The organism is Enterocloster citroniae, from assembly GCF_040545455.1.
GTDB classification, from domain to species: Bacteria; Bacillota; Clostridia; order Lachnospirales; family Lachnospiraceae; genus Enterocloster; species Enterocloster citroniae.
Map to the genome: position 1 here is coordinate 144,689 of NZ_JBEPLZ010000007.1, position 14,071 is coordinate 158,759.

Consider the following 14,071-nt stretch of genomic DNA (forward strand, 5'->3'; position numbering starts at 1 on the left):
CTAATTATATATCTCATCAGTCACAACGCTTCCCCCTTAAATTTTAGTTAAACATAATTACCGCTTACATATAATTAGTCTTCAACATAGATGATTCTGATAACACCCTTGTTGTCGGTAACATATACATAATCGCTGCCGTCTTTGCTCTTGCTCTTGCTGTCAATAACCTTACCTGAAGTATTAACCAGTGCAAAATCAGACTCATTTAAATTAGTATAGTCAATTACATACAGTTCGGTTAAATCATCGGCCTTTTTGCTGAATGAAGTGTTCTTTACAGCGTCAGCAATTGCCACATCAGCCGCAGTTACATTGCCCTTCTTCTTCACTGTTGTACCAACTTCACCTAAGAATGCATCTACGTCAGCAAGCTTTGTATATCCACCAGTTACAGTCTGTACAACCTGATACCTCTCGTCAGAGCCAGCCTTCAGCAACATACCAGACTGATAGAACTTATCATCTTTCACGCCAGTCTTACCAGCGCCCTTGTTGCTACCAGATTTTTCGAAGTAGAAACTGTAGTTATCTCCATCAATTCCAATAGTAGCCTTATTGGTTCTCATAGCACCATCATCACCACCGCCAAAGTAGTAGCACTTATACTGCTGTGATTCATATTTAGGTGCATTTGCAAGGAAGTCATCTTCTGTGTCAAATGGACCAAAGTTAGCTTCATCATTATCATCAGCTTTAACGCTAAGTCCGCTGCCACTATCGTAAATAAACTTCAGCCCGTTAATCATACGGCCATCGTTTCTAAATGCATACTTCTTGCCTTTAATGGTTTTAAATTCTCCGGCATACAGATCGCCGCTGCCATCAGCATAGTACCAAGCATCCTCATCATCATCGAACTTCTCATCATTGAGGTACTCGGCAGATACAACCTTGAACCAGCCTCTGCTTACTTTTGCACCATCTTCAACATTGTTGAAGTATCTCCACTGCTGAGCGTACTTAGCTGTTACAGACTTCTTGTTAGTAGAATCACTCCTGCTTCCGATAATATCAACACCGCTCTTGGAAGCTTCATAAATATCAGCAGACCACTCAGCTACCATTGCGCCGTACTGATCAAAGCCATACTTCTTGCCATTAATAGTCTTCTCTTTTACCTTATCAGGATCATCAGACTTAACCTTCTTGCCGTTAGACTGGAAATAGAACCAACGAGTCTGATCTTCATCATCTGTAAATACAGGTGCGATTGCATTGTAAGTATCATTATCAACGTCTGTATAGGTAATATCAATCTGCAGCCAGCCAACAGTCATAGCACCATCATCTTCACCGCCGAAGTAATAATCACCATCAACAAAACCTTCGCCGTCAGTATCATCAAGACGCTCTGCGTTGTCTTTTGCTACCCAACCATAAAGCATCTTGCCTTCATCATCAAATGCATACTTCTTGCCATTAACAGTCTTTAAAGAAACACTGTCTCCACTGTTCTTTAAAGCTTTACCATTAGCCTGGAAGTAATACCAGTAGTTATCAGGCTCATCATCCTCACCGGCATCCTCGTTCTCAATAGCCACCCACTGATTGGAAGCCATAACGCCATTCACATCTACATAGTAGTAGTTGTCGCCATCCTCGATCAGGGTGTCGATAGCCATCTCGCCATCGCTATCCAGGTAATACCAGTTATTACCGGACTTTGCCCACTTATCGGTTACTCTGTCGCCATTCCTATCATAGTATACCCAAGTACCATCTTCCTCAGCCCAACCCTGAGCCGCAAAAGATGTCATGGATGCACCAATAGCGAGCAGTGCTGCTGTTGATAATACAGCAACTAATTTTGTCTGCTTTCTCATAATTAATGCACTCTCCTTTTTCTTTTTGAAATACTTTTTGAAATTCCTTTATTGCATTACGAGTTGATTATACTTCGGATAAGGAAAATTATCAATAGTTTTTTTGCATTTTTTGCAATTTCTACTAAAAATGCGCAAATTAGACAATTTACCAGATGAAGGATACCAACTCCATCACACGCATTTAGTATAGTATAAATCTGGGGAAAATACCATAACATTTACCTGTGCATTTTCTTACGTAATTATTACGGAAAACAAAGGTTTTGCAGAAATTGTACTTATATTTGTACAATTTGGGGATATAAAAAAGTGATACCCGATTTTTGATATCAGGTACCACTTTTAACCAGTTTTATTTATCGCAATTATTTCGCAAGAATCGTGCTGTAAGCCTCTGACATTCCCTTGCTCTGGATCAGATCATAGTACTCCTGAACCATGGGGATCATTTCGCTCAGGTCTTCATGCCAGTAATCCTGACGCTTCATAATATCCTCCACAGAGGCTGTCTTCATAAACTGCAGGATCTCCTCGCCGTCATTTGCCTTATCGGTGCGGTAGAAGGATATAAGGGCTGCCATGGAGAATGTCAGGGCCGCCGGGTATTTGCCGAACTTTTCCTTGTACTCCAGGATGGTGGGAAGAACGCGTACCTGGAATTTGCTTACGGAGTTCAGGGCAATGCTTAACAGAAGATGCTTGATAAATGGATTTGAGAAGCGTTCTAAGACAGCCGCGCCAAACTTGCGGTTATCTTCTGTATCTCCAATTGTGGGGATGATCTCTTCAAAAATACATTTCTTAAGGAAGGAAGACACTTTCTCATCCTTCATGCATTCGCCTACTGTCTCAAGGCCGTAAAGGTATGCACCCAGGACCATGGAAGTGTGGCCGCCGTTCAGGATGCGTACTTTTCTCTTCTTATAAGGATGTACATCATCTGTCCAAACAACATTATAGCCGGCTTTCCGGAATGGAAGTTCATCCTCATGATGACCGCCGATCACCCACAGGTGGAAGATCTCGGCTGTATCGATCAATTTATCCTCGTAGCCGATCTGCTTGGTCAGTTCCTCCACCTCATCCCTGGGATAACCGGTTACAATACGGTCCACCAGAGTGCTGCAGAAATCATTTTCATTTTCAATCCAATCCTTAAATCCGTCTTCCAGTTCCCAGAGATCCGCGTACTGGAGAACGCATTTCTTCAGATTATCACCATTGTCATCGATCAGTTCGCAGGGAAGAAGGATCAATCCCTTTAATCCTGCCTTGTATCTTTTATATAGGAACTGACACAGTTTTGCAGGATATGATTTTGGGGGCATGTCCGTGAGCTTCTCTGTTCCAATATATTCAATTCCAGCCTCTGTGGTGTTGGATACAAGTACCCTTATGTCAGGACTTTCAGCAAGTGCGATATATTCCTCATACTGGGTGTATGGATTCAGGGCTCTGGATATGGAGGTCACATGGGTATGCTCATTAACCACCTCACCATTGTCAATGCCGCGCAGGAACAGATTGTATTCACAGTTCTGGTCCGCCAGCATCTGGCACATTCCTCTTTCAATTGGCTGGACTACTACAATTTTACCGTCATATAAACCCTTCTCCTGAAGTTTGTGGAAGAAGTAATCCACAAATCCACGTAAGAATCCGCCTTCACCAAACTGGATCACTGTCTCTTTTACATTATTGCTCATGATCTGCTACCTCCATAGGATTATAGAATTGTTGTTTTTTGTAAGTGCTTACATTATATGGTATGCAGCACTGTTGCTTTATTTCTGAGAATACTATACAACATTATTCAAAATTATGCAAGGGGTTTGATGCAGAAATTGTAAGCGTTTACATTCTTGGTCATTATAATTTTCCTTACTAGAAGTATAATCAACTCGTAATGCAAAAAGGAATTTCAAAAAGTTTTTTCAAAAAGAAAAAGGAGAGTGCATTAATTATGAGAAAGCAGACAAAATTAGTTGCTGTGTTGTCAACAGCAGCGCTGCTCGCCATCGGTGCATCCATGACTTCTTTCGCAGCCGTAGGCTGGGCTGAGGAAGACGGCACTTGGGTATACTATGACAGAAGCGAGAACAGGGTTACCGATCAGTGGGCAAGATCCGGCAACAATTGGTATTACCTGGATGATTCAGGTGACATGGCCATTGACCAGCTGATCGAGGATGGTGACCACTATTACTATGTGGATGCAAGCGGAGCAATGGTAACTAATCAGTGGGTTGCTGTTGATAATGAGGATGCCGGAGATGATGATGAACCGGACCACTACTGGTACTATTTCCAGGCAAATGGCCGGGCCATGACAAACGGTAGCAGCGACCGGGTTTCCTTAAAAACAATAAACGGCAGACGTTATGCATTTGATGACGAGGGCCGTATGCTCTATGGATGGGTAAATGCCGACAGTGCAGAACGTGTTGACAATTCGGACGGAGATGCCTTCCTTGAAGGTGATTACTATTTCGGCGGCGAAGATGACGGTGCCATGACAACCGGATGGCTCCAGCTGGATATCACTTATGATGAAGCTACCAGCGGTGACTATGAGTGGATCTCCCCAGTATTTTCCGAAGATGAGGATCAGACCAGATGGTTCTATTTCCTCTCTAACGGTAAAAAAATCAAGGCTGATGACGGCGATTCCCAGAAGGAAAGAACCATTAACGGAAGGCGTTATGCCTTTGACCAGTATGGTGCAATGACCGCTGAGTGGTCCATGGATACGGAAAAAGCCACTACTTCTGACGGAAATTCACTGGCAACCTCAAGCCGCGCCCAGTATTCCCAGGCTTGGAGATACTTTAACAGTGTGGAAGACGGGTCCAGGGTGAGCAGAGGATGGTTCAGAGTTGTTGCTGCCGAAATGCTTGACCGGGATCGCTATGATGATGATGAAGACAACTGGTACTATGCAGATGGAAGCGGCAATATCTATGCCGGTGAATTCAAGACCATCAATGGCAGAAGATACGCTTTCAGAAATGACGGCCGCATGGTCAACGGACTGAAGTTCATCCTTGAGGACAGTGATTATATTGAAGTTCTTGCGGATGACAATGATAATTATCCATTTGACAATGAGGATGACTTTATGGAAAATGCCTCAGTGCTTGAGGGAATGGGTTATAAATGCTACTATTTCGGCGACAGCAGCGATGGTTCACTGAAAACCGGCAGAACAACTCTCTCATTTGACGGCGATAACACCACGTTCTACTTTGAACGCTCCGGAAGCAGAAGGGGTGCCGGTATCTCCGGTGAACAGGATGACAGGTATTACCAGTCCGGACTTTTACTCAAAGCTGGCTCTGATGAAAAATATCAGGTTATTGTAAGAGATACGGTTACCGTAGCTGCCGGCAAGGATGCAGATAAGGAACGCGACAGCTTTACAAAGCTGGATGATGTAGATGGATTATTGGCAGCTGTGGATTCTTCCAACTATGTAAATGTACCTGTTAGCACCCTTGGAAGCGCTGATATGGGCGACATGTTCGGTATCAGCAATCTGAATAAAGACGCTGATGATCTAAGGGAGTTGTATATTTTTGGAACTGCTGAGGACGGAAACGGCGGCTACACTACCGCATCCGGTCTGGGATCAGATTATATCCTGATCAATACTTCAGGCAAAGTTATTGACGGACGCAGCAGAAGCAAGGATGGCAGCGATTACTACTATGTAACAAATAACCGCGGACAGATCATGGCAATTTATCTGGAAGACTAGTTTCCGCAAAGGATATGTACTCACAGCAAATTAAATAACGGAACAAACGTCATGGCTGCTACTATACACCAAGTTGGTCATGACGTTTTTTTCCGGCCAGTCTGCCCACAAAATTTACGGGAGGTCCCTTATCATGATACGTAAACCAATTTCAGCATCAATTTCAGCATTTACCTTTGCGGTCCTTTTGTCATCCGCGGCTCTAACCAACAGCTTTATAACCTATGCGGAAACGGAAACCAATACGACCGTTATGGAAAACTGCGGGGCATATCTTTTTACCTGGCGGCCTGTGGATTGCGGAAACGGCCGGTATTTTGCCATCCTGGCAGGAGGAAATACCATTTCCGAGCAGGATGTCATACTTAACAGAGGATATGACTATGCTTATACATTTTCCCCCACCCTCCCCCGTCCCTGGGGCGAGGTCCCGTCCCTTGTCAATGTAGACGGCCTTTGGGGGATCCCAGAAAACAGCTCCCTTATTCCCGAAGGAAGTCAGGCTGTGACCCGCATGGTCCTTGTTACCAACAACGGAAATTCTTCTACCAAGGAACGGTATGTGGATATTGTCAGCCTCCCCTCCGGTGTGAATGTATCCGATCTGCCTGCTGAAGTAAGAAAATATCTAATCAATGTGGACGGAACAGATGCCGGAGCCTATGATGGAACCCTTACCTCCGGCTGGTACCAGGAGGATGGACAATGGCGTTACAGACAAACTGATGGAACATATATATCCAACGGCTGGCTTGTTGTGGACGATCAGCAGTATTTCATGGACCCAGAAGGCTTTATGCTGGCTGACACCGTCACCCCTGATGGATATTATGTTAATGACAGAGGGGAGCGAAAAAATTATATCCCCGGTTGGACACAAACAGAAAACGGCTGGAGATACCTTATGAAAAATGGCTCTTATGCAGCAGCCAGATGGATACAGGATACAGACGGTCAGTGGTATTATTTTAATATAGGCGCCTATATGGAAACCGAAACACAAACGCCTGACGGATATTATGTGGATGCTAATGGTGTCTGGGATGGCCAGGAATCATCTCTGAATACTGCTGTTTTAGGCCCCGGCCTTTAGTTTCCGCTCCCGCATTCCCGGGTCATGGACCATTACATGGCCCGGGTTTTTTTGTCCTTAAAACTGTGAACATTTTGTGAAATATAAACGTATGCCATTATTTTTATCTCAAAACCGTAACAAGACCCTAACATTTGTCTAAAGTCCTTGACTTGCATTAAATTTCACTGCTATACTTCCACCTAAAGTCAATTTGGAAGGAGGAATTGAATATGCTGCCATCAGATATAAAGCAATTTGAACAATATTTAACCTCACGAAATCTGGCCCCAAACACGATCCAGGTTTATCTATATTCAGTAAAACAATTTTACCAAATGTACCATCGGCTGACATCAGCCAATCTGCAAAAATACAAGATCCAGCTTATGGATCAGTATAAACCCCAGACCGTAAACCTGCGGATCCGCGCATTAAATTCCTTCCTTGAACAAAAAGACTCTTCCATTCCTCCATTGACCATGGTACGGATCCAGCAGAAAACATTCCTTGACAAGATCATCAGTGAAGCCGACTATGAATATCTTATACGGCGTCTTTATGAGGATGAGGAATTCACATACTATTACCTGGTCCGGCTGATCACCGCCACGGGAGTCCGTGTAAGTGAGGTTGTAATGTTTCAGGTAGAGGACGTTTATACAGGACAAAAGGATATTTATTCCAAGGGAAATAAAATGCGCCGGATCTATATTCCCACTGTCCTGAAACAAGCCCTGATGGATTGGACTGCTTCGGAAAACCGCCATAAGGGCGCGCTGTTTCTAAACCGCTACCGCGATCCGCTGTCTCCCTGCGGGATCCGTTCCCAGCTTAAAATGTTCTCTGCCCGTTATGCCTTGAACCCGGATGTAATGTATCCCCATTCCTTCCGCCATCGGTTCGCCAAAAACTTTATTGAGAAATGCGGGGATATTGCCCTTCTCTCGGACATTTTAGGGCATGAGAGTATTGAAACCACCAGAATATATCTGCGGCGCAGCAGCACGGAACAGTATGCAATTATAAATAAGGTAGTGAATTGGTAGAAAGGAAATTCCTATGTGTGATATATCTGTTACAAACAGGACAATCCCTGAAAAAGACAACCGCCTTCTGCTGTTCCAGGGATTTTTGAAGGAAAGCGGTGTATCCCCCAACACTGTGACGGTGTATACGGCTTCCGTAAGACTTTACTTTTCTTTATATGATGAGCTGACCATGAATAATCTGCTTTCTTATAAGCAATACCTGATCCAGCATTATAAGGCAGCTACTGTGAACGCGCGGATTTATGGTATTAACCAGTATATCCGGCAGTGCGGCGAGGGTTTAGAGGTTCCTTTGGAAACATACCGTCTCCCTTCTGTAAAGCAGCAGCAGAAAATGTTTCTGGATAATGTTATATCCCAGACGGATTATGAGCGTCTGAAAAAGGGCCTGAAACAGGACCATAACATGTTCTGGTATTTTGTGGTGCGTTTTCTATGTTCTTCCGGAGCCAGAATCAGCGAACTGCTCCAGATCAAGGTTGAACACGTGCGGATGGGCTACATGGACCTATGCTCAAAGGGCGGCAAGATCAGGCGCATCTATTTTCCTGAATCCTTGTGCACCGAGGGGCTTCAATGGCTGGAATCCAATGGTGTCAGCAGCGGCTTCCTGTTTACCAACCGGTCCGGGCAGCCCATCTCACCCCGGGGGATCAGCCTTCAGCTGAAAGCCCTTGCCAGGCGTTACGGAGTCCCCGAGAACACCGTCTACCCCCATTCCTTTCGACACCGGTTTGCCAAAAATTTTTTGAACCGATTTAATGATATCGCCCTTTTGGCGGATCTGATGGGGCATGAGAGCATTGAGACGACCCGAATCTATCTTAAGCGTTCCTCTGATGAACAAAGACTGCTGATCGACAGGGTTGTTACCTGGTAGCAAAGACTTTATAAAAACAAAACAGGTACCGGAGAAATGCTGAACTGCTGTCCATCCATCTCCGATACCTGTTTTCATATGATTATAAAGTTAAATTACTTCAGGGTAACCTTAGCGCCTTCAGCCTCTAACTTGGTCTTAACGTCCTCAGCCTCTTCCTTGGAAACGCCCTGCTTGATAGCCTTAGGAGCACCGTCAACTACGTCCTTAGCTTCCTTCAGGCCTAAGCCGGTAACTTCACGTACAACCTTGATAACCTTAACCTTGTTAGGACCAACCTCAGTCAGTTCTACGTCAAATTCGGTCTTCTCCTCAGCTGCTGCTGCGCCAGCACCTGCTGCTGCAACTACAACGCCTGCTGCTGCAGATACGCCAAACTCTTCCTCACATGCTTTTACTAAATCATTCAGTTCTAATACGGATAATTCCTTGATAGCTTCGATAAACTCAGCGGTTGTTAACTTTGCCATTTTATGTTCCTCCTGTTTAATATTAAATATTCTGTGTTTCTTTTCTTAAATCCGGAGCCTTATGCTGCCGGATACCTGTTTCTTCTTCTAATTCCAAACAGCGGATGATCTCCTGTACTGTCTGAACAGATGAGAAAAAAGCAACTTATGCTTCTGCTGCTCCACCGTTCTTCTCTGCGATCTGATTGAGAACGCGAGCCAGGTTGGTGATAGGAGACTGGATGCTGCCAAGCAGCTTGCCCAGAAGTACTTCCCTGGATGGGATAGTAGCGATAACCTGGGTTCCGGCCTGATCATAGTAGGTTCCTTCAATGATGGATGCCTTCAGTTCCAGCTTTGGTGCTGTCTTAGCGAATTCAGCTAAGATCCTTGCCGGAGCAGTTGCATCTTCCTTGGAAACTGCTAATGCTGTCGGTCCTTCCAGCTGTGGTTCAAGGGCTGCAAATTCGGTTCCCTCTGCTGCACGCTTGATCAGGGTGTTCTTAAATACTTTGTAGGTTACTCCAGCTTCCCTTAACTTCTTACGCAGCTGGGTATCCTGCTCTACAGTCAGACCGCGGTAATCTACGATCACTGCGCCTACAGCACCTTCAAGCACTCCCTTGATTTCGTCTACAACTGGCTGTTTTAATTCAACTTTTGCCATGAATGGTTTACCTCCTTATTTTATTCTGCATTGAAAACCGTCATAGCATGGAATCATTTAAACATAAAAACCTCTCTGCCATATGGACAGAGAGGTTCGCAAAATCTCATCATAAAAAATCAGAGTTTTGTATGTTCCTCGGCAGGCGGTTACGCCTTACACCTTACGGTACCTGCTGTCTCAGGGCATTCAATACTGTAGCAGTATATCATAATGTATGATTGATGTCAAGCCTCATTTTATAAAAATATGCTGCCATGGCTGAGACCGCCGCGGCTATGCCGGCGGCTGCATCAGATCCATGGCAGCACCTATATGGTTGCAACCGATTAGTTAACCAGCTTAGCTACATTCAGCTTAACGCCAGGGCCCATGGTAGAGGCCAGGGCAACGCTCTTAAGGTATGCACCCTTAACTGTGCTTGGTTTCGCTTTCACGATTACATCAATAAGCGTCTGGAAGTTGTCCGCTAACTGCTCCTCTGTGAAAGAAGCTTTTCCTACTGGCACGTGAATAATGTTTGTTTTGTCAAGTCTGTACTCAATCTTACCAGCTTTGATATCGTTGATAGCCTTGGTTACGTCCATGGTAACGGTACCGGCCTTTGGGTTGGGCATTAAGCCCTTGGGGCCCAGCACACGGCCAAGACGGCCTACAACGCCCATCATGTCAGGAGTAGCTACTACTACGTCAAAATCCAGCCAGCCATCGTTCTGGATCCTTGGGATCAGTTCCTCAGCACCTACGTAATCAGCACCTGCAGCCTGAGCCTCGTCAGCCTTTGGTCCCTTTGCAAATACTAAAATACGTACGGTCTTGCCTGTTCCGTGAGGCAGTACAACAGCGCCACGGATCTGCTGGTCAGCATGACGTCCGTCACATCCTGTTCTGATATGGACTTCTACAGTCTCGTCAAATTTTGCAGATGCATTCTTTTTAACTAATGCGATTGCGTCTGCTACGTCATAAAGTGCAGTACGGTCTACATTTTTCATAGCCTCTGCATATCTTTTACCTGATTTCATTCTTATAACCTCCTAGTGGTATTGACGGGGAATCTCCCTCCCACGTTCATATAACGGGAAAATGCTTCAGCATCGTTCCACGATTCTTTTCTATCGTGGACTTTACTTTAATCCAAAAACCTTGCTCAGGGGTCTTCGGATCCATGCACCAATTCTTATTCCTCGATGGTAACGCCCATACTTCTTGCAGTACCTGCGATCATGCTCATAGCAGCTTCTAAGCTGGCAGCGTTTAAGTCTGGCATCTTAGTCTCTGCAATCTTCTGAAGGTCAGCCTTCTTAAGGACAGCTACTTTGTTCTTGTTGGGAACTGCGGAAGCGGTCTTTATGTTGCAGGCCTTCTTGATCAGTACAGCTGCAGGCGGAGTCTTGGTGATAAAGCTGAAACTTCTGTCCGCATATACGGTAATAACTACAGGGATGATCATATCGCCCTGGTCTGCTGTTCTAGCGTTAAATTCCTTGGTAAACTGAACGATGTTAACACCGTGCTGACCAAGTGCCGGTCCAACTGGTGGTGCTGGTGTTGCTTTGCCAGCTGGAATCTGTAATTTGATATATCCTGTTACTTTCTTTGCCATCTTAGGCACCTCCTAAAATTATGTGGTATTGTCGGGAATGTCCCTCCCACCAGCCCTTGCCCTGCAAAAGCTGATTCCGTGTGTTGCTTTTATCCGCTTACATCCTCTTGACTTCAGCGAATCCCAGTTCAACCGGTGTCTCGCGGCCGAACATTTCTACATGCATTGTGATGGTTTTCTTGCTGTCGTTGATTGCCTTAATGGCGCCGACAGTATCCTTCCATGCACCGGAGATAACTACTACCATATCCCCTACTTCAAAATCGACTAAGACATCTTCTTCTCTCTGGAAGCCCAGGCTGGCCATCTCTTCTTCTGTCAGAGGAACCGGTTTGGAGCCCGGACCCACAAAGCCCGTAACACCTCGGGTGTTGCGCACCACGTACCATGTGTCATCGTTCATGACCATGTTGATGAGCACATATCCCGGGAACATCTTCTTGTCAGCTTTTTTCTCCACGCCGTTCTTCAGCTCCACTACGGGAAGCATGGGCACGGATACCTCTAAGATCTGGTCCTGAAGGTTTCTGTTTTCAATTGTCTTCTCAATATCGACCTTGACTTTGTTCTCGTAACCTGAGTAGGTATGGACTACATACCAATGTGCTTCTGACATACAATCACCCTCGCCTTTGAATTAAAGAATAAAGCTCAAACCAAACTTCATAACGAAGTCCAGGACAGCGATCACCACACCGATAAAAATAGACATGATAAGCACTGCTACTGTCTGTTTTGCTACTGTTTCCTTGTCAGCAAAGACGATCTTCTTATACTCTTTTTTCAGCCCTTTGAAAAAGCTGGGCTTTTTCTCTTTCTTAGCTGATTTCTTCTCTGCCTTGTCAGCCTTGGCCGTTTTTTCTGTGGTTTCTACAGTAGATACTGTATTCTCTTCCATATTATCACGTCCTTTACTGAACAGGATTACTTGGTTTCCTTATGCATGGTATGTCTCTTGCAGAATCTGCAGTACTTCTTTGTTTCCATACGGTCCGGATGAGTTTTCTTGTCCTTCGTCATGTTATAGTTGCGTTGTTTGCATTCTGTACATGCCAGTGTAATCTTTGTGCGCACGACTTCCACCTCCACTTATATTATCGTAGTTCACATTTTGCTGCTTAGATACTTAATTTTGAGCATAAAAAAAAGACCTAAGCTCTTCCATTCGCCCGTCTACTATACCATAGAAATGCCAGGACGTCAAGGTTTTTTAGGTCTTTTTCATCATTGTTTCGTCATTGCTTATTTCTTTTTTCTTCGGTAAAAAATCAGCCCAATGCCTGCACAGGCTATGATAATGACTGCTGCGGCAACTCCGGTCCATGTCTTTTTATGCATACCATTATCCGGTGTTTCGGACAGTTCCCCTGCGCCGGCCTGGTAAAGCGGTTCCTCATCCGGCACTTCGGCCGGGCCGTTCTCTGTATTTCCTAAGGCTTCTTCCTCAGTGCCTGTTGGATCTGATCCCTGTGCCGGATCCGGAATCTGTTTTGCTGTGGATGGTGACGCATTTTCCGGTCCTTTCACTGATTCAGGCACGGATCTGCTGAAATCCGGGAAAAAGTCTTTCCAGCTGAGTCCTCCGCCTCCGCGGCTGATGGGGCCTTCCGATGCATCGGACTCTTCCTGAGTGCCTTCGCTGTCCTGTGTATTGTAGGAGTAGTTTCCATAGGAACTTCTGCCGGAACTTCCCCCTGAACTTCCATAGGATCCGTAGTATCCTCCCGAACTTCCTCCGCCGTAAACAAAGGTCAGCCCCTGTCCTGTATATTCCGGGACCGCCACCTTTATTTTCCGGGATTCCCATGACCCGTCCGGCCATTCAAACCTGACTTTGATATAAAAGGAGTGATCGGCTGACTGGAAATTGTAGATCATGTATCCGTCATTCACAATGCTGGTGTCAAGGGTATTGTCCGGTTCTTTCAGGAAATTTTCATATTCCACCGTGCCCTGGCCATTCTGGGAAGACGGGAGAGTGCGCTTGTTTTTTTCCTTTGTCCATGTCTTTCCATCCGGGCTGCGGGATATGTACAAGCCCGTAATATTGGCAGGGATATTTGCAAAGCTCAGTCTGGCCGAACCGCTTTTATCACTGGCAATGTTCAGTAAGTAGACTTCTGTCAGTTCAGGATCCATTTCCTGTTCCGGCGGATCCGGGAGGGGATGCGGCTGGCTCTCATCCGGAGGCAGCGGATCCGGTCCGGGCGTATCTGAGGCTTCTATTATAAGCTCCCTGGCGCCCTCCACTTTATCGCTAATGATAACCTGCTCCCTGGTTCTGCACAGGATGGATGGCTTTGTTTTATCCTCCACCCCTATTGCTGCCTGGGCGAGTATAAGCTTTCCATTTTCCTCCACTGTAAAAAGGTGGTGTGGTCCCATAATGTTAACCCCGGGATCATCGATCATAAGCGTTCCCTGCCCCAGGATCCTTACAGGTCCTTCCGGTATCCGGATCTGGATCAGCCCGTGTCCGGCTGAGGCAGAAGAACTTAAACGTATTTCCTTATTGATGACCAATCCCTTTGCCAGGATTCCCACTGTATTGCCGGTTCCTGTCTGTTTTTCGTACCACTGGACCAGCTCCTCCTGACTGTTTATAGTTTCCGTGACTGCCCCCGGCAGCTCGGCGCCCCCTGAAAAGATAATGCCAAAGCTGCACAGTGTCCACGCTGTCAAAACCGCTGCAGCAATCATTTTTATCTGTTTTCTGAAATTTGCAAATCGTTTCATGGACATCTTCCTCGTATCATTGT

General features: G+C 45.4%; 14 protein-coding genes and 1 other annotated feature. Of the genes, 4 read left to right on the top strand and 10 right to left on the bottom strand.

The features are described from left to right. Window positions 1-74 precede the first annotated feature (74 nt). Together ABID13_RS11710 and ABID13_RS11715 are read right to left on the bottom strand one after the other, a co-directional pair. Window positions 75-1,826, bottom strand: coding sequence for a PspC-like choline-binding domain-containing protein (locus tag ABID13_RS11710; protein WP_048928992.1), 1,752 nt, complete (start codon window positions 1,824-1,826; stop codon window positions 75-77). 368 nt (window positions 1,827-2,194) lie between these two features. Next, window positions 2,195-3,535, bottom strand: a complete 1,341-nt coding sequence (locus ABID13_RS11715; RefSeq protein ID WP_007869530.1) for a tagaturonate reductase — start codon at window positions 3,533-3,535, stop codon at window positions 2,195-2,197. Window positions 3,536-3,792: 257 nt separating this feature from the next. On the opposite strand from ABID13_RS11715, the gene ABID13_RS11720 reads away from it, so the two are divergent. The 4 genes from ABID13_RS11720 (at window position 3,793) to ABID13_RS11735 (ending at window position 8,590) form a co-directional block, all read left to right on the top strand. Continuing rightward, window positions 3,793-5,586 (top strand): PspC-like choline-binding domain-containing protein, encoded by a 1,794-nt coding sequence (locus ABID13_RS11720; RefSeq protein WP_048928997.1) that lies wholly within the window; start codon window positions 3,793-3,795, stop codon window positions 5,584-5,586. Between the two features lie 133 nt (window positions 5,587-5,719). Next, window positions 5,720-6,679: a hypothetical protein gene (locus tag ABID13_RS11725; protein WP_048928998.1), complete on the top strand. Its 960-nt coding sequence runs from the start codon at window positions 5,720-5,722 to the stop codon at window positions 6,677-6,679. Between the two features lie 212 nt (window positions 6,680-6,891). Further along, entirely contained in the window at window positions 6,892-7,707 is an 816-nt protein-coding gene (locus ABID13_RS11730) for a tyrosine-type recombinase/integrase (protein ID WP_007869540.1), read from the top strand. 13 nt (window positions 7,708-7,720) lie between these two features. Then, complete coding sequence (locus ABID13_RS11735; protein ID WP_007869543.1) at window positions 7,721-8,590, top strand: tyrosine-type recombinase/integrase; 870 nt, start codon at window positions 7,721-7,723, stop codon at window positions 8,588-8,590. Between the two features lie 95 nt (window positions 8,591-8,685). Here ABID13_RS11735 and rplL read toward each other — a convergent pair whose 3' ends face one another. The 8 genes from rplL to ABID13_RS11775 form a co-directional block, all read right to left on the bottom strand. Next, the gene (gene rplL, locus ABID13_RS11740; RefSeq protein WP_007869547.1) at window positions 8,686-9,060 is read right to left on the bottom strand and encodes a 50S ribosomal protein L7/L12; all 375 of its coding nucleotides are present in this window, start codon (window positions 9,058-9,060) and stop codon (window positions 8,686-8,688) included. A 145-nt stretch (window positions 9,061-9,205) separates the two neighbouring features. Then, window positions 9,206-9,706, bottom strand: a complete 501-nt coding sequence (gene rplJ / locus ABID13_RS11745) for a 50S ribosomal protein L10 (protein WP_007869553.1) — start codon at window positions 9,704-9,706, stop codon at window positions 9,206-9,208. A 55-nt stretch (window positions 9,707-9,761) separates the two neighbouring features. After that, window positions 9,762-9,909, bottom strand: a sequence feature (ribosomal protein L10 leader region). Window positions 9,910-10,035: 126 nt separating this feature from the next. Continuing rightward, window positions 10,036-10,731: a 50S ribosomal protein L1 gene (gene rplA, locus ABID13_RS11750; RefSeq protein ID WP_007869556.1), complete on the bottom strand. Its 696-nt coding sequence runs from the start codon at window positions 10,729-10,731 to the stop codon at window positions 10,036-10,038. A gap of 155 nt (window positions 10,732-10,886) precedes the next feature. Further along, entirely contained in the window at window positions 10,887-11,312 is a 426-nt protein-coding gene (gene rplK / locus ABID13_RS11755) for a 50S ribosomal protein L11 (protein WP_007869559.1), read from the bottom strand. A gap of 97 nt (window positions 11,313-11,409) precedes the next feature. Then, window positions 11,410-11,928 (bottom strand): transcription termination/antitermination protein NusG, encoded by a 519-nt coding sequence (nusG, locus tag ABID13_RS11760; RefSeq protein ID WP_007869562.1) that lies wholly within the window; start codon window positions 11,926-11,928, stop codon window positions 11,410-11,412. Between the two features lie 21 nt (window positions 11,929-11,949). Next, complete coding sequence (secE, locus tag ABID13_RS11765) at window positions 11,950-12,210, bottom strand: preprotein translocase subunit SecE (RefSeq protein WP_007869565.1); 261 nt, start codon at window positions 12,208-12,210, stop codon at window positions 11,950-11,952. 26 nt (window positions 12,211-12,236) lie between these two features. Next, the gene (rpmG, locus tag ABID13_RS11770; protein WP_008726232.1) at window positions 12,237-12,386 is read right to left on the bottom strand and encodes a 50S ribosomal protein L33; all 150 of its coding nucleotides are present in this window, start codon (window positions 12,384-12,386) and stop codon (window positions 12,237-12,239) included. Between the two features lie 168 nt (window positions 12,387-12,554). Further along, window positions 12,555-14,048 (bottom strand): hypothetical protein, encoded by a 1,494-nt coding sequence (locus ABID13_RS11775; protein WP_048928999.1) that lies wholly within the window; start codon window positions 14,046-14,048, stop codon window positions 12,555-12,557. Window positions 14,049-14,071 lie beyond the last annotated feature (23 nt).